A 14778-nucleotide genomic window follows, 5' to 3' on the forward strand; every position below is an offset into this window, starting at 1 on the left:
CTCGATGCAAGGGTCATGCCGAACTACTGCACTCGGGGCGCTCAAGTCGCCGCCGGTGCCGCCGATACCAAGTCCATGTCCCATGACCTGCTCAACCGCATCGACCAGCGTACGCGACTGGCCGGCCACAATCGTCTGGCCCTGCTGCTGTTCCGGCTGGGTGGACGTCAGCTTTTTGGCGTGAATGTCTTCAAGGTGCAGGAAGTCCTGCGGCGCCCTGGCTTGTTCCAGGTACCGGGGCTGCCCAGCCAGTTCGCCGGTGTGGCCGATGTCCGTGGCCGCTCGGTGCCGGTGCTGGACCTGGGCCTGGCAATCGGCCACCCCGAGCGTGAACCCGATGCGGACAAGGCACCGGGCTACCTGGTGGTGACCGAGTTCAACCGTTCCATCCAGGGCTTCCTGGTGAGCGGCGTGGAACGAATCGTCAATATTGCCGTCGAGGACATCCATCCGCCGCCGGAACTGGGCGCCGAGTCCAGCTATCTGACCGCAGTCACCCGTTTCCAGGGCGAACTCATCCAGGTGATCGACGTGGAAAGCGTGCTGGCCGACATCGCCGAAGTCCGCGGTGAAGCCGTGCTGGACCCCTCGATGGCCCTGCCCGCCGACGCCCCGCCGATGCAGGTCCTGGTGGTGGACGACTCCCGCGTGGCCCGCCAGCAGATCCGCAGCGTGCTGGACCAGCTGGGGGTCGGGGCGACCCTGCTCTCGGACGGCAAGCAGGCGCTGGACCACCTGCTGCAGATCCACGCCTCCGGGGAGAACCCCGCCGAGCGCTACGCGATGGTGATCTCCGATATCGAGATGCCGGCGATGGACGGCTACACCCTGACGACGGAAATCCGGCGTCACCCGGGCCTGGCCGGCCTGTACGTGCTGCTGCACACCTCCCTGTCGGGCGTGTTCAACAACGCGATGGTCGAGCGGGTCGGCGCGAATGCGTTCGTGGCCAAGTACTCGCCGCATGAGCTGGCGGACTTCCTGCTGGACCGCCTGAAGAAGGTCGCGATGGCGGCGTAAGGGGCGGCCGGCCCTGGCGCCGGCGTCCTTTCCCCGTTGGGTTTACGGCGTCCATGCGTCGCGTGGATGTACACCCGGGGTATGGCCTGCTCATCCACCCATGGCGTGGATCCAGCTTGGGGTTTGGCCCTTTCATCCACACATGGCGTGGATCTACCCCGGGGTATGGCCCCTTGCCCTGGCGTGGTGAATTCCCTGGCGTGAACATGCCGCCGGGCACCGACGCGCCCTGCCCTCTGGCACGCCGCTTGCACTGCCCCTGGCATCGTCCCGTGGGAGTGCGCCATGCCCAATCTGATTTCCAACTATCTGGGTGTCCATGCCCAGGCCATGCCGTTGCGCGAGCAGCGGATGAAGCTGATCGCCAGCAACCTGAGCAACGCCGATACCCCCGGCTACAAGGCCCAGGACCTGGATTTCGATGCCGCGTTGCGTAATGCCCAGGGCCTGGATGCAAACGGCCTGATGAAAACCACCAACGAACAGCATTATGAGATCGGCGGCGGGTTGAACCCGTTCCAGATCGCCAAAGAAGGCGTGCAGCCGAGCATTGACGGCAATACCGTCGATCCGGATGCCGAACGCGCCGCCTACGGCCGCGCTGCGCTGGAGTACCGCGCTTCGCTGAGCTTCGTCGAATCCAAGGTGCGCTCCATGCTCACCGCGATCACGGGGCAATAAGCCATGAGCAACCTGCCCATCTTCGATATCGCCGGTTCCGCGCTGCAGGCGCAGTCCGTGCGCATGAGCACCATCGCCTCCAACCTCTCCAACGCCGATACCGTCGCCGGTTCGGCCGATGCGGTCTACAAGCCGCTGGAGCCGATCTTCCAGTCGGTCACCAGCCGCACCGACCCCAACATCACCACGGTGCAGGTCAAGGAGATCAGCCAGAGCAACGCCGCGCCGATCCAGCGCTACGAGCCGGGCCACCCGCTGGCCGATGCCGATGGCTACATCTACCAGCCCGACGTCGACCCGGTCGCGCAGATGGTCAACCTGATTTCGACCTCGCGCAATTACCAGGCGGGCGTGGAGATGCTGACCACCGCCAAGGAACTGGCGCTGGCCACGCTGACCATGGGTCGCTGACCCTCACTCCCCAGGAATCGACCCCCATGAGCACCACCAATGGCGTTGGCCAGAACAACAGCGACATCTACACCGCGCTGGGCCTGAACGCACCCAACAGCGACACCAGCAAGAAAAAGAGCACGCTGGACCAGGCCGACTTCATGCGCCTGATGACCGAGCAGCTGCGTCACCAGGATCCGCTCAAGCCGATGGACAACACCCAGATGGTCGCGCAGATGGCGCAGCTGTCGCAGGTCCAGGGCATCACCGACCTCAACAACACGGTCAAGGGCTTCCAGGATTCGATGTCCAGCGACCAGATCCTGCGCGGCGCGGCCCTGGTGGGTCACGAAGTGCTGGTGCCCTCGGAGAAGCTCGCGCTGGAGAAGGACGGCGACGTCACCGGCATGGTCGCCGCGCCCGGCGCCGGCTTCGTGACGGTGGACATCACCGATGCCAACGGCGTGAAGGTCAACCAGATCAGCGTGGAAGCCAAGGCGTCCGGCGAAGTCACCTTCGACTGGGACGGCAAGGATGCCAACGGCAACCGCATGGCCGAAGGCACCTACACCATCGCCGCTTCGCATACCGATACCGCCGGCGCCAAGACCAAGCTCAACACCTATGTGCAGGCCCCGGTGGAGAGCGTCACGGTCGGCACGGATGGCCTCTACCTCAACCTCAAGGGTCTGGGCACCGCCCCGATCGACTACGTGCTCCGCATCAGCTGAGCCGCACCACCCGAATCCACAGGAGCAACCCATGGGCTTCAACGTCTCGTTGTCCGGCATCAACGCAGCCAATGCCGATCTGAACGTCACGGCGAACAATATCGCCAACGTCAACACCACCGGCTTCAAGCAGTCGCGCGCCGAGTTCGCCGATCTGTTCTCGGCCACCAGCTACGGCCTGTCCAAGAACGCGGTCGGCTCGGGCGTACGCCTGACCAACGTCGCCCAGCAGTTCTCGCAGGGCAACAACGAACAGACCGGGCGCAGCCTGGACATGGCCATTTCCGGTGAGGGCTTCTTCACCATGACCATGAACGGCGCCCGCGTGTATTCGCGCGCCGGCAACTTCCAGACCGACCAGGCCGGCTACGTGATCAACCCGCAGGGCGCACGCCTGCAGGTGTTCGCGCCCAACGCCGATGGCACCAACTTCGATGCCGGCCGCCTGACCGATCTGCAGCTGCTGACCACCGACAGTCCGCCCAAGCAGACCACGGGCGTCAACATCAGCTTCACCCTGCCGGCCAATGCCAAGCCGCCGACCGTCGCCGCGTTCGATCCGACCGATTCGAACAGCTACAACCATTCCACCGGTGGCATCACCGTGTACGACTCGCTCGGTGTCAGCCACACCCAGACCTCGTATTTCGTCAAAGCAGCCGGTACCAATGCATGGCAGGTCCACAACTTCGTTGACGGACAACCGGTGGGCGCCCCCACTGCGATGGAGTTCAATGAATCCGGTGCTCTGACCGTCCCGGCCAACGGGAAGATCGCGTTCACCGCGTTCAGCCCGACCACCGGCGCGGGTGATCTGTCGCTGACCCTGGATATCAGCGGCTCGACCCAGTACGGCGAGAAGTTCGCCCTGCGCAACACCCAGCAGGACGGCTACGCGGCCGGCAAGCTCAACGAAGTCACCGTGTCCGAGGAAGGCGTGGTCTACGCGCGCTACTCCAACGGCGATGACCGTCCGCTGGGCCAGGTCGCGCTGACCACCTTCAACAACGCGCAGGGCCTGGAAGCCAAGGGCAACAACCTGTGGGTGGAAACCTTCAACTCCGGCACCCCGCGCACCGGCGCGCCGGACAGCTCCAACCTGGGCAAGGTCCAGGCCGGTTCGCTGGAAGCCTCCACGGTCGACCTGACCGAGCAGCTGGTCAACATGATCACCGCCCAGCGCAACTTCCAGGCGAACTCGCAGATGGTTTCCACGCAGGACCAGATCACCCAGACCATCATCAACCTGCGTTGATGAGCCACTGACCGCAACACGGGACTACACCACCGATGGACAAGGCACTCTACGTCGCGATGACCGGTGCACGCGCCTCCCTGCAGGCGCAGGGCACGCTGTCGCACAACCTGGCCAACACCGACACCCCCGGCTTCAAGGAGGCACTCGCCAATACCGAGGCTTTCCCGGTGAAGGGGACCGGCTACGCCTCGCGCGTGGATGCGATGCACGTCGACGCCGGCTTCAACCGCCGGATGGGCGCACAGCAGCTCACCGGCAACCCGTTGGATCTGTCCCTGCAGGCCGGCAACTGGCTGGCCGTGCAGGCGCCAGGTGCCAACGGCGGTGAGGCGTACACCCGTGGTGCGGCACTGTCGATCACGCCCAATGGCCAGCTGGTCACCGCCGGCGGCCATCCGGTCCTGGACGAGAACGGCAATCCGCTGGCGGTGCCGCCGCACCAGGCCATGGATATCGGCAACGACGGCACGATCTCGATCATCCCGCTGGGCGAAGGCCCGCAGACCATGGCCAACATCGGCCGCATCCGCGTGGTGCAGGCCGAGGACGCCCGGCTGGAGCGCGGCCTGGACGGGCTGATGCGCAACACCGACCCGCAGCAGCCGTTCGTGCAGGCCCAGGGCAAATCGCTGGAAAGCGGGCAACTGGAAGGCAGCAACGTCGATGCCGCCGGCGCGCTGGTGCAGATGATCCAGCTGCAGCGCCAGTACGAAATGCAGGTCAAGGTGATCAAGCACGGCGACGACAACGCCCGCAGTGCCAACAGCCTGCTGCGCCTGGGCGGCTGATCGCCCCCGGTGACGTAATCCCGGCGCCGTTGTGGCACGCGCCATGCATTGCCCTTCACAAGGGCCGCACCACGCGGCCATCCGCTACAACACAGGAATCACGCCATGAACCAGGCATTGTGGATCGCCAAAACCGGACTGGATGCGCAGCAGACGCGCATGTCGGTGGTTTCCAACAACCTCGCCAACACCAACACCACCGGTTTCAAGCAGGACCGTGCCAGCTTCGAAGACCTGCTGTACCAGCAGGTGCGTCAGCCGGGTGGCGCCTCCTCCGCCCAGACGCAGCTGCCCTCGGGCCTGCAGCTGGGTACCGGTGTGCGCGTGGTCGCCACCGCCAAGAATTTCGAGCAGGGCAGCCAGCAGCAGACCGGCCGCGCGCTGGATGTGATGGTCAACGGCCGCGGCTTCTTTGAAGTGCAGATGCCGGACGGCTCTTCGGCCTACACCCGCGATGGCTCGTTCCAGCGCAACCAGGATGGCGAGCTGGTCACCAACAGCGGTTACCCGGTGCAGCCGGGCATCCAGATTCCGGAAGGCGCGCAGTCGCTGACCATCGGTACCGACGGCACCATCAGCGTGAAGATGGCCGACGACGCCGCCACCGTGGAAATCGGCGCGCTGACCCTGACCGACTTCGTCAATCCGGCCGGCCTGCAGGCCCGCGGTGAAAACCTGTTCCTGGAAACCACCGCCTCCGGCCCCGCACAGAACGGCAATCCCGGCCTCAACGGCCTGGGCACCGTGGTGCAGGGTGCGCTGGAAGGCAGCAACGTCAACGTGGTGGAAGAGCTGGTCTCGATGATCGAAACCCAGCGCGCCTACGAAATGAACGCCAAGGCGATCTCCACCACCGACGCCATGCTCGGCTACCTCAACCAGAACGTCTGATCGGTCGAACCGGGAACCTGCCATGTCGCGTCTTGCCCCTACCCTCCGCCTGTTCTCCGCCGCCGTGGTCGTCGCCACGCTGAGTGGCTGCGTGATCGCCGGCGATGTCCGGCCGTACCCCGCCATGGCCCCGGTCGAACCGATCATGCCGCCATCGGCACAGGCCACGGCCGGCGCGATCTACGCCGCCGGCCCCGGGCTGCAGCTGTACTCCGACCGCCGGGCACGCGATGTGGGCGACCTGCTCACGATCACGCTGACCGAGAACACCACGGCGCAGACCACCGCCAACACCTCCACCTCGAAAGAGTCGGAGCTCAGCATCGGCACCCCGACGATCTTCGGTGCGCCGGTCACGCTGGGCGGCAAGGACATCCTCAGCGCCAGTGCGGCCGGGTCGCGCGACTTCACCGGCAAAGGCACCAGCGCGCAGAGCAACCGCCTGCAGGGCAGCGTGACCGTCACCGTGATCCAGCGCCTGCCCAACGGCAACCTGGTGGTACAGGGCGCCAAGAATCTGCGCCTGAACCGTGGTGATGAGCTGGTGCAGGTGCAGGGCATCGTGCGCGCGGCGGACATCTTCCCGGACAACACCATTCCCTCCAGCCGTGTTGCCGATGCCCGCATCGTCTACGGCGGCCGCGGTGCGATCGCCCAGTCCAATGCGATGGGCTGGTTGAGCCGCTTCTTCAACTCGGCGCTGTCGCCGTACTGAGCCTGACATGACCTTCTTCCTTTCCCTGTTCGGACAGCGACGCATGGCGTCGCTCTACACGTCGAAGCAACGAGGTGTGGTGTCGCACGGCGCGATGCGGGCGCTGCTGGCGCTGCTGGCCGTGTTCGCGCTGGTTGCGCCCGCCTCCGCCGAGCGCATCAAGGACCTGGCGCAGGTTGGCGGCGTGCGCGGCAACGCGCTGGTCGGGTACGGCCTGGTGGTCGGCCTGGATGGCAGCGGCGACCGCACCAGCCAGGCTCCCTTCACCGTGCAGAGCCTGAAGAACCTGCTCGGCGAACTGGGCGTCAACGTGCCGGCCAACGTCAATCCGCAGCTGAAGAACGTGGCGGCCGTGGCGATCCACGCCGAGCTGCCGCCGTTCGCCAAGCCTGGCCAGCCGATCGACATCACCGTCTCTTCGGTTGGCAACGCGGTCTCGCTGCGCGGCGGCTCGCTGCTGATGGCGCCACTGCGCGGTGCCGATGGGCAGGTCTATGCGATCGCCCAGGGCAACCTGATCGTCGGCGGCTTCGGCGTGCAGGGCAAGGACGGCTCGCGCGTGTCGGTCAACGTACCCAGCGTCGGCCGCATCCCCAACGGTGCCACCGTCGAACGTGCATTGCCGGACGTGTTCAGCGGTGGTGGCGACATCACCTTGAACCTGCACAAGAACGACTTCACCACGGTTTCGCGCATGGTGGCGGCATTGAACAACGCCTTCGGCGAAGGTGCTGCCCGCGCCATCGACGGCGTCACCGTGTCGGTGCAGTCGCCGTCTGATCCGGGCGCACGCATCGGCCTGCTGGCGCGCATCGAGAATCTGGAACTCACCCCCGGCAGCGCGCCGGCCAAGGTGGTGGTCAACTCGCGTACCGGTACCGTGGTGATCGGTTCACAGGTACGCGTGGGCGCGGCGGCGATCTCGCATGGCTCGCTGACCGTCACCATCAACGAAAACCTCAACGTCAGCCAGCCGGGTGCCTTCAGCGGCGGCCAGACGGCGGTGACGCCCCAGTCGACGATCACCGCGACCGCCGATGGCAGCCGCATGTTCAAGTTCAATGGCGGCACCACCCTGGATGAAATCGTGCACGCGGTGAACGCCGTCGGCGCAGCCCCGGGCGATCTGATCGCCATCCTGGAAGCCCTCAAGCAGGCCGGCGCACTGAGTGCCGAGCTGGAGGTGATCTGACATGCGCATTCAACCGGCGCTGGAACTCAACCCCGCCCAGCCCAACAGCCAGGCCAAGGTCGACAAGGTCGCCCGCCAGCTGGAGGGCCAGTTCGCCCAGATGCTGATCAAGAGCATGCGTGAGGCCAGCTTCGGCGATTCGCTGTTCCCCGGCGAAAACACCATGTTCCGCGAGATGTACGACCAGAAGATCGCCGACGCGATGACGCGCGGCCGCGGGCTGGGCCTGTCCAGCATGATCGCGCGCCAGCTCGGTGGCGGCGAAGGCGAGACCGCCAAGCCGGTGGATACCTCGCTCAACCCGGCCGCCGCACTGCGCGCCTATCGCCTCAATGCCCCGGCCGCCGCTGGCCTGCCGCTGCCGGCAGCGACGGCGCCGGTGGTGCCCAGTGAAGTGGATCTGCTGCAGAAGCTGGGCGGCAGCGAACCGTCGGCGGTCCTGCAACCGATGGAGCGTGCGCTGGACCTGATCGCCGGGCGCGAGAGCAGCCAGATGCACGAGGCGATCGGCAGTCGTGATCCCTACGCCGCCGCTGCAGAGGCCGATCCAGCCAGCGCCAACTGGGCGATGGGCGATGACCGCTGGCAGGACGTCAACCGCACGGCCGCCACCGGCCCCAGCGCGGTTGATAGCCTGGCCGCCTCCACCGCGGCTGCGGAGCTGGGCCCGCACACCCCGGCCGGCTTCGTCGCCAGCATCTGGGGCCATGCCCAGCAGGCAGCCCGCGAACTGGGCGTGGATGCCAAGGCGCTGGTCGCCCAGGCCGCGCTGGAGACCGGCTGGGGCCGCAAGCTGGTACGCCGCAGTGGCGGCGACAGTTCGCACAACCTGTTCGGGATCAAGGCCAACGGTTGGCAGGGCGAGCGCGCCACCAGTGGCACCCACGAGTACGTCAATGGCGTACGCCGTAACGAAACCGCCAGCTTCCGCGCCTACAACTCGGTGGGCGACAGCTTCGCCGACTACGTGCGCCTGCTGAAGACCAGCCCGCGTTACCAGAACGCCCTCCAGGCCGGCAGCGACGTCCGCAGCTTCGCGCAGGGCCTGCAGCGCGCCGGCTATGCCACCGACCCCACCTATGCCGCCAAGATCGCCGCGATCGCCGGCGGCCCGACCATCGAACGCGCCGTCGCGGCCGTGACCGATGCCGGCCAGCGCCTGGGTCGCACTTTTGCCAGCACCGCCAGCCCGACCGGGCTGGGTGTCATCCGTCGTTGAGGTAATCCATGTCCAGCGTTCTCTCCACCGGCACCAGCGCCCTGCTCGCTTTCCAGCGCGCCCTGGCGACCACCAGCCATAACGTCGCCAACATCAAGACGCCGGGCTACAGCCGGCAGAAGGTGGATTTCGCCACCGCCAACCCGCAGAACTACGGGTATGGCGACGTCGGCAACGGCACCCGGATCACCGACGTGCGTCGCGTTGCCGACCAGCTGGCGATCTCGCGCCTGCTCGACGGCAGCGGTGAACTGGCGCGCCTGAAGCAGCTGTCCACCATGGCCGACCGCGTGGACGCCATGTTCTCCGACACCGCCACCAACGTCGCCGGTGTGTGGTCGAACTTCTTCGACTCCGTCAGCGGCCTGTCGTCCAATGCCTCCGGCAGCGCCGACCGCCAGAACGTGCTGGATGCCGGCAAGACCCTGTCCGGCCGCTTCCAGCAGCTCAACACCCAGCTCAACAACCTCAACGGCGAGGTCAACAACGGCCTGATCGCCGGCGCCACCGAGATCAACCGGCTGGCCAAGGAAATCGCTCAGCTCAACGGTGCGATCGGTGGCAACGCCGCCACCGCGGCGCCGGATTTGCTGGATCGCCGTGACGAACTGATCGCCAACCTGGTCGGCTACACCGGCGGCAACGCGGTGATGCAGGACGGCGGGCTGATGAACGTCTACACCGCCGGCGGTCAGGCGCTGGTGGTGGGTACCACGGCCTCCAGGGTCACCACCGTCACCGACCCCTACCAGCCCGAGCGCCTGCAGCTGGCGCTGGAAAGCCAGGGCCAGAAGATCACCATCGAGCCCAAGACGCTCGGCGGCCAGATCGGCGGCCTGCTGGAGTTCCGCGACACGGTGCTGACGCCGGCCCAGGCCGAGCTCGGCAAGCTGGCAATCGGCATGGCCAGCAGCTTCAACGACGTCCACCGCCAGGGCGCCGATCTCTACGGCCAGATGGGCGGCGACTTCTTCAACATCGGCAACCCGCGCATCACCGCCAACAGCAACAATGCCGGCACCGCCCAGATGACCGCGCGCTTCGGCGATCTGGCCAAGCTGGACGGCCAGAACATCGTGATGAAGTTCGATGGCACCCAGTGGCTGGCCTCGCGGGCGGACACCGGTGCCAGCATCCCGATGACCGGCACCGGCACCGCTGCCGATCCGCTGGTGCTCAACGGCGTCGAGCTGGTCATGACCGGCACCCCGTCCACGGATGACCGCTTCCTGCTGCAGCCCACGGCGGGCGTGGCCGGCAGCATGGAGGTGGCGATCACTGACACCTCCCGCCTGGCCGCAGCCGCCCCGATCAAGGGCACTGCCGCGATGGCCAACACCGGCACCGGCAAGCTGACCGGGGTGAAGGTGACCGACGCGGACAACGCGGCGCTGCGCAATCCGGCGGCGATCGTGTTCATCAGCGCCACCGAATACACCATCGATGGCGGAGCACCCAACACCTATACCGCCGGCCAGACCATCACCGCCAACGGCTGGAGCTTCGTCCTCGACGGCGCGCCCAAGACCGGCGATACCTTCACCATCGCACCGACCCCGGCCGGCTCCTCGGACAACAGCAACGCGCTGCTGCTGGCCAAGGTCGAGCAGGCCAAGGCATTCAACGAAGGCACGGTCACCCTCAGTGGCGCCCTCGGCGGCCTGACCACCCAGGTCGGTGCCGCTGCGCGTTCGGCCGAGTATTCCCTGATGGCCCAGCAGGTGATCACGGACCAGGCCCAGGCCGCCCGGGACTCGATCTCCGGCGTCAATCTGGATGAAGAAGCCTCGGACATGCTCCGCCTGCAGCAGGCCTACCAGGCCGCCTCGCAGCTGATCTCCACCGCCGACACCATGTTCCAGACGATCCTCGGAGCCGTACGCTCATGAACAATCGTATTTCCACCGGCATGATGTTCAACCAGTCGGTGTCGTTGATGCTGGCCTCGCAGGCGAAGATGAGCCACCTGGAGCGTCAGATCTCCACCGGCAGCAAGATCGTGACCGCCAAGGACGATCCGGTCTCGGCCGGCAGCGCGGTCGGCCTGGACCGCACCCTGGCCTCGCTGGACCGCATGCAGCTCAACGCCGGCAACGTGCAGAACCGGCTGGGCATCCAGGAAAATGCACTCGCCCAGGTCGGCGACATGATGGGCCGCATCACCGAACTGACCATCTACGCCAACAACCCGGCGCTGGCCGCGGCTGACAAGCAATCCATGGTCACGGAAATCGAGGCGATCCGCGGCAATCTGCTGGCGGTGGCCAACAGTACCGACGGCACCGGCCGCTATGTATTCGGTGGCACCGATGACGGCAGCCCGCCGTTCAGCCAGATCGATGGCCGGATCGTCTACAACGGCGACCAGAACCAGCGTCAGGTCGAGGTCGGCCCGGACACCTACGTGCTCGACGCCCTGCCCGGCAGCGAGATCTTCATGCGCATCGTCACCGGCGATGGGCACGTGGATGCTGCGGCGGCGGCCGGCAACACCGGTACCGGCGTGCTCACCAACGTCACCCGCAACGGTGATGGCGGCTGGAATGGCGAGGGCTTCAGCGTGCGCTTCACTGCCGCCGATGCCTACGAACTGGTCGATGCCGGCGGCACCGTGGTCTCCACTGGGAGCATGAAGGCCGGGGACGACATTGTGGTCAACGGCGTGCGCCTGCATATCGACGGCGTGCCAGCGGCAGGTGACACCTTCGAGGTGAGCCCGTCCTCCAGCCGCGACATCTTCGGCACCCTGGATTCGCTGATCGGCGCGCTGAAGATGGACACGGGCACCCCTGCCCAGCAGGCAGCCCAGCAGAACCTGCTGCAAAGCGGCCTGCGCGACGTGGCACGTGCCTCCGAGCGGATGATCGACTCACGCGCTTCCGGCGGTGCCCAGTTGAAGATGCTGGACAATGCTGCGGACATGCGCGAATCGAATGTCGTGACGCTCAAGACCACTCTCTCGCAGATGCGCGACGTGGACTACGCCGACGCGTTGAGCCAGTACCAGCTGGAAAAGACCGCCCTGCAGGCGGCACAGACCCTGTTCTCGCAGATGCAGCAGATGTCGCTGTTCAACACGATCCGCTGATCGCCCCTACAACCTGGGTTGGCCTGAAGGCCGCGATGCTCTGAGCATCGCGGCCTTCTTCGTTCTGGGTCCTGGCATAGCCATCGGGGCCGGAGGGGGCGGTCCTGACCCCATCGCTGGTCTACACGGCGACTTTCCTGCGCGCAGTGCTCTTCCAAGCCTGCCCTCGCTCCAGCCACGGCCGGATGGCCCGTGAAATTCGTCCTCTCGCGCCTCCCCGTCAATTCCAGCCAAATCTCCGCCTAAAGGTTGTTGACAAAGCGCCGTTATTGATTTGGCAACAGCGAAGCACACAGCCAAAAACAAAAAAACGGCGGCGCTTCGTTCCTTTCACCACCGGGATTCCAATAAGGGAGACGACCCATGGCACAGGTAATCAACACCAATACGATGTCGCTCAACGCTCAGCGCAACCTGAGCACCAGCGGCAGCTCGCTCGCTACCACCATCCAGCGCCTGTCGTCGGGCCTGCGCATCAACAGCGCAAAAGACGACGCCGCCGGCCTGGCAATTTCCGAGCGCTTCGGCACCCAGATCCGCGGCACCGACGTCGCGATCCGCAATGCCAACGACGGCATCTCGCTGGCCCAGGTCGCCGAGGGTTCGCTGAGCGAGATCGGCAACAATCTGCAGCGTGTCCGCGAACTGGCCGTGCAGGCCTCCAACGCCACCAACTCGGCCAGCGACCGCAAGGCCCTCCAGGCCGAAGTGACCCAGCTGGTCAGCGAAATCGACCGCGTCGCCAAGCAGTCTGACTTCAACGGTACCAAACTGCTGGATGGTAGCTTCACCAGCCAGCTGTTCCAGGTCGGCGCCAACGCCGGTCAGGCGATCGCCATCAACAACGTGGTCGACGCCAAGTCCAGCTCGCTGGGCAACGCCAAGTTCGCTCCGTCGGTCAGCAGCAGCGCCGATATCACCGTCATCACCGACCTGGAAGACGTCACCATCAATGGCGTTGAGATCGGCACGATCTCTGGCAGCACCACCGCCGAGTTCGCCGCCTCCGCCGCCGCCCAGATCAACAGCAAGATCGGTGAAGCCGGTGTCTATGCCGAGGTGGTCACCACCGCCGGCACCCCGGACACCCACAGCCTGAAGCTGACCTCCGTGAAGGCAGACCGCGACCTGGTCATCGATGGTGCCGGCCAGCTGAACCTGGCCGACTCCACCGTCGCTGCGCCGAGTTCCGTCGCCGCGACCGCCACCTCCGCCTTCGTCAAGGACCTGGACGTTTCGTCCTATGTCGGCGCGCAGAAGGCCCTGGAAATCGTCGACAAGGCATTGGAGTCGGTCAACAGCGTGCGCGCCGATCTCGGTGCCATCCAGAACCGCTTCACCTCCGTCGTTGCCAACCTGCAGACCTCCTCGGAAAACCTGTCCGCATCGCGCAGCCGCATCCGCGATACCGACTTCGCCAAGGAAACCGCAGAGTTGACCCGCACCCAGATCCTGCAGCAGGCCGGTACGGCCATGCTGGCCCAGGCCAACCAGGTGCCGCAGAACGTGCTCAGCCTGTTGCAGCGCTGACATGAGCCGCTCCTGAAGCACGTCATGAGCGTCTAACCCAACTCACGTGCAACCGCTCAAGGACCCCTCCTCATGGCACAAGTCATCAACACCAACACGATGTCGTTGAATGCTCAGCGTAATCTGAGCACCAGCGGCAGCTCCCTGGCCACCACGATCCAGCGCCTGTCGTCGGGTTCGCGCATCAACAGTGCCAAGGACGATGCGGCCGGTCTGGCCATCTCCGAGCGCTTCGGCACCCAGATCCGCGGCACCGACGTGGCCATCCGCAACGCCAACGATGGCATCTCGCTGGCGCAGGTCGCCGAAGGTTCGCTGACCGAAATCGGCAACAACCTGCAGCGCGTCCGCGAGCTGTCGGTGCAGGCCTCCAACGCCACCAACTCGGCCAGCGACCGCAAGGCCCTGCAGGCCGAAGTAACCCAGCTGGTCAGCGAAATCGACCGCGTCGCCAAGCAGTCCGACTTCAACGGCACCAAGCTGCTGGATGGCTCGTTCTCCAGCCAGCTGTTCCAGGTCGGTGCCAACGCCGGCCAGGCCATCGCCATCGACAAGGTCGTGGACGCCAAGGCCAATGCCTTGGGCGGTGCCGAGTTCGCCACTGGCGCGGTAGCCATCACGGCTGCTGCTTCTGCCACCGCTGATATCAACATCACCGGCCTGAGCATCACTGACAGCAAGGGCGCCAAGGTCGACTTCGACGCGCTGACTGTCAAGAGCGCCGGCAGCGTTGCCGCCACCGGCACCGCCGCCGCCACCGCGCTGGCCTCGCACATCAACGCCAAGATCGGTGAAACCGGCGTCTATGCCGAAGTCGATACCGCCGGCACCGGCGTGACCCTGACCTCGGTCAAGGACAGCGTTGACAAGGACGGCGCGTATAAGGGCTTCACCGTGGCCGCTACCGGCGCAACCTACACCGATGCGAGCACCGCGCCGGCGACGCCGGGCAAGCAGTTCGCCGACAAGATCGACGTTTCCACCGTCAAGGGTGCCCAGCAGGCGCTGGAAATCGTTGACAAGGCGCTGAGCTCGATCAACAACACCCGCGCCGATTTGGGTGCGATCCAGAACCGCTTCACCTCGGTCGTTGCCAACCTGCAGACCTCCTCGGAAAACCTGTCCGCGTCGCGCAGCCGCATCAAGGACACCGATTTCGCCAAGGAAACCGCAGAGCTGACCCGCACCCAGATCCTGCAGCAGGCCGGCACGGCCATGCTGGCCCAGGCCAACCAGGTGCCGCAGAACGTGCTCAGCCTGCTGCGCTGATCC

The 14778-nt window shown here is 66.0% G+C and carries 14 protein-coding genes; all 14 read left to right on the forward strand.

Annotated features, from left to right (window positions below):
• Positions 1 to 75 precede the first annotated feature (75 nt).
• Positions 76 to 1020: a chemotaxis protein gene (locus AC13F7_RS17955; protein ID WP_346470694.1), complete on the forward strand. Its 945-nt coding sequence runs from the start codon at positions 76 to 78 to the stop codon at positions 1018 to 1020.
• A 285-nt stretch (positions 1021 to 1305) separates the two neighbouring features.
• On the forward strand, positions 1306 to 1701 hold the full coding sequence (gene flgB / locus AC13F7_RS17960; RefSeq protein ID WP_123729224.1) for a flagellar basal body rod protein FlgB: 396 nt from the start codon (positions 1306 to 1308) through the stop codon (positions 1699 to 1701).
• 3 nt (positions 1702 to 1704) lie between these two features.
• Positions 1705 to 2112, forward strand: coding sequence for a flagellar basal body rod protein FlgC (gene flgC, locus AC13F7_RS17965; RefSeq protein ID WP_088435081.1), 408 nt, complete (start codon positions 1705 to 1707; stop codon positions 2110 to 2112).
• A 26-nt stretch (positions 2113 to 2138) separates the two neighbouring features.
• On the forward strand, positions 2139 to 2825 hold the full coding sequence (locus AC13F7_RS17970) for a flagellar hook assembly protein FlgD (protein ID WP_483002533.1): 687 nt from the start codon (positions 2139 to 2141) through the stop codon (positions 2823 to 2825).
• 31 nt (positions 2826 to 2856) lie between these two features.
• Positions 2857 to 4080, forward strand: a complete 1224-nt coding sequence (flgE, locus tag AC13F7_RS17975) for a flagellar hook protein FlgE (protein ID WP_481467320.1) — start codon at positions 2857 to 2859, stop codon at positions 4078 to 4080.
• Between the two features lie 35 nt (positions 4081 to 4115).
• A complete protein-coding gene (locus AC13F7_RS17980) occupies positions 4116 to 4871 on the forward strand; it encodes a flagellar basal body rod protein FlgF (RefSeq protein WP_481467318.1) in 756 nt (251 codons plus the stop codon).
• A 105-nt stretch (positions 4872 to 4976) separates the two neighbouring features.
• Complete coding sequence (flgG, locus tag AC13F7_RS17985; protein WP_123729220.1) at positions 4977 to 5762, forward strand: flagellar basal-body rod protein FlgG; 786 nt, start codon at positions 4977 to 4979, stop codon at positions 5760 to 5762.
• A gap of 22 nt (positions 5763 to 5784) precedes the next feature.
• On the forward strand, positions 5785 to 6477 hold the full coding sequence (gene flgH / locus AC13F7_RS17990; protein ID WP_481467316.1) for a flagellar basal body L-ring protein FlgH: 693 nt from the start codon (positions 5785 to 5787) through the stop codon (positions 6475 to 6477).
• 94 nt (positions 6478 to 6571) lie between these two features.
• Positions 6572 to 7669, forward strand: coding sequence for a flagellar basal body P-ring protein FlgI (locus tag AC13F7_RS17995; RefSeq protein WP_481467619.1), 1098 nt, complete (start codon positions 6572 to 6574; stop codon positions 7667 to 7669).
• A 1-nt stretch (position 7670) separates the two neighbouring features.
• Entirely contained in the window at positions 7671 to 8888 is a 1218-nt protein-coding gene (gene flgJ, locus AC13F7_RS18000) for a flagellar assembly peptidoglycan hydrolase FlgJ (protein ID WP_483002534.1), read from the forward strand.
• 8 nt (positions 8889 to 8896) lie between these two features.
• A complete protein-coding gene (gene flgK, locus AC13F7_RS18005; RefSeq protein WP_483002535.1) occupies positions 8897 to 10777 on the forward strand; it encodes a flagellar hook-associated protein FlgK in 1881 nt (626 codons plus the stop codon).
• The gene (flgL, locus tag AC13F7_RS18010) at positions 10774 to 11976 is read left to right on the forward strand and encodes a flagellar hook-associated protein FlgL (RefSeq protein WP_483002536.1); all 1203 of its coding nucleotides are present in this window, start codon (positions 10774 to 10776) and stop codon (positions 11974 to 11976) included. Before flgK ends, flgL begins: the two co-directional genes overlap by 4 nt.
• A 363-nt stretch (positions 11977 to 12339) precedes the next feature.
• On the forward strand, positions 12340 to 13506 hold the full coding sequence (locus AC13F7_RS18015) for a flagellin (protein WP_483002537.1): 1167 nt from the start codon (positions 12340 to 12342) through the stop codon (positions 13504 to 13506).
• Positions 13507 to 13578: 72 nt separating this feature from the next.
• Positions 13579 to 14775, forward strand: a complete 1197-nt coding sequence (locus AC13F7_RS18020; RefSeq protein ID WP_483002538.1) for a flagellin — start codon at positions 13579 to 13581, stop codon at positions 14773 to 14775.
• Positions 14776 to 14778 lie beyond the last annotated feature (3 nt).

This window comes from Stenotrophomonas sp. K-6, from assembly GCF_056861555.1.

Excerpts from the sequence above, each read along its gene's own strand:
- AC13F7_RS17955 (WP_346470694.1), top strand. The coding sequence starts at position 76 with ATGTCCCATGACCTGCTCAACCGCATCGACCAGCGTACGCGACTGGCC.
- flgB (WP_123729224.1), top strand. The coding sequence starts at position 1,306 with ATGCCCAATCTGATTTCCAACTATCTGGGTGTCCATGCCCAGGCCATG.
- flgC (WP_088435081.1), top strand. The coding sequence starts at position 1,705 with ATGAGCAACCTGCCCATCTTCGATATCGCCGGTTCCGCGCTGCAGGCG.
- AC13F7_RS17970 (WP_483002533.1), top strand. The coding sequence starts at position 2,139 with ATGAGCACCACCAATGGCGTTGGCCAGAACAACAGCGACATCTACACC.
- flgE (WP_481467320.1), top strand. The coding sequence starts at position 2,857 with ATGGGCTTCAACGTCTCGTTGTCCGGCATCAACGCAGCCAATGCCGAT.
- AC13F7_RS17980 (WP_481467318.1), top strand. The coding sequence starts at position 4,116 with ATGGACAAGGCACTCTACGTCGCGATGACCGGTGCACGCGCCTCCCTG.
- flgG (WP_123729220.1), top strand. The coding sequence starts at position 4,977 with ATGAACCAGGCATTGTGGATCGCCAAAACCGGACTGGATGCGCAGCAG.
- flgH (WP_481467316.1), top strand. The coding sequence starts at position 5,785 with ATGTCGCGTCTTGCCCCTACCCTCCGCCTGTTCTCCGCCGCCGTGGTC.
- AC13F7_RS17995 (WP_481467619.1), top strand. The coding sequence starts at position 6,572 with ATGCGGGCGCTGCTGGCGCTGCTGGCCGTGTTCGCGCTGGTTGCGCCC.
- flgJ (WP_483002534.1), top strand. The coding sequence starts at position 7,671 with ATGCGCATTCAACCGGCGCTGGAACTCAACCCCGCCCAGCCCAACAGC.
- flgK (WP_483002535.1), top strand. The coding sequence starts at position 8,897 with ATGTCCAGCGTTCTCTCCACCGGCACCAGCGCCCTGCTCGCTTTCCAG.
- flgL (WP_483002536.1), top strand. The coding sequence starts at position 10,774 with ATGAACAATCGTATTTCCACCGGCATGATGTTCAACCAGTCGGTGTCG.
- AC13F7_RS18015 (WP_483002537.1), top strand. The coding sequence starts at position 12,340 with ATGGCACAGGTAATCAACACCAATACGATGTCGCTCAACGCTCAGCGC.
- AC13F7_RS18020 (WP_483002538.1), top strand. The coding sequence starts at position 13,579 with ATGGCACAAGTCATCAACACCAACACGATGTCGTTGAATGCTCAGCGT.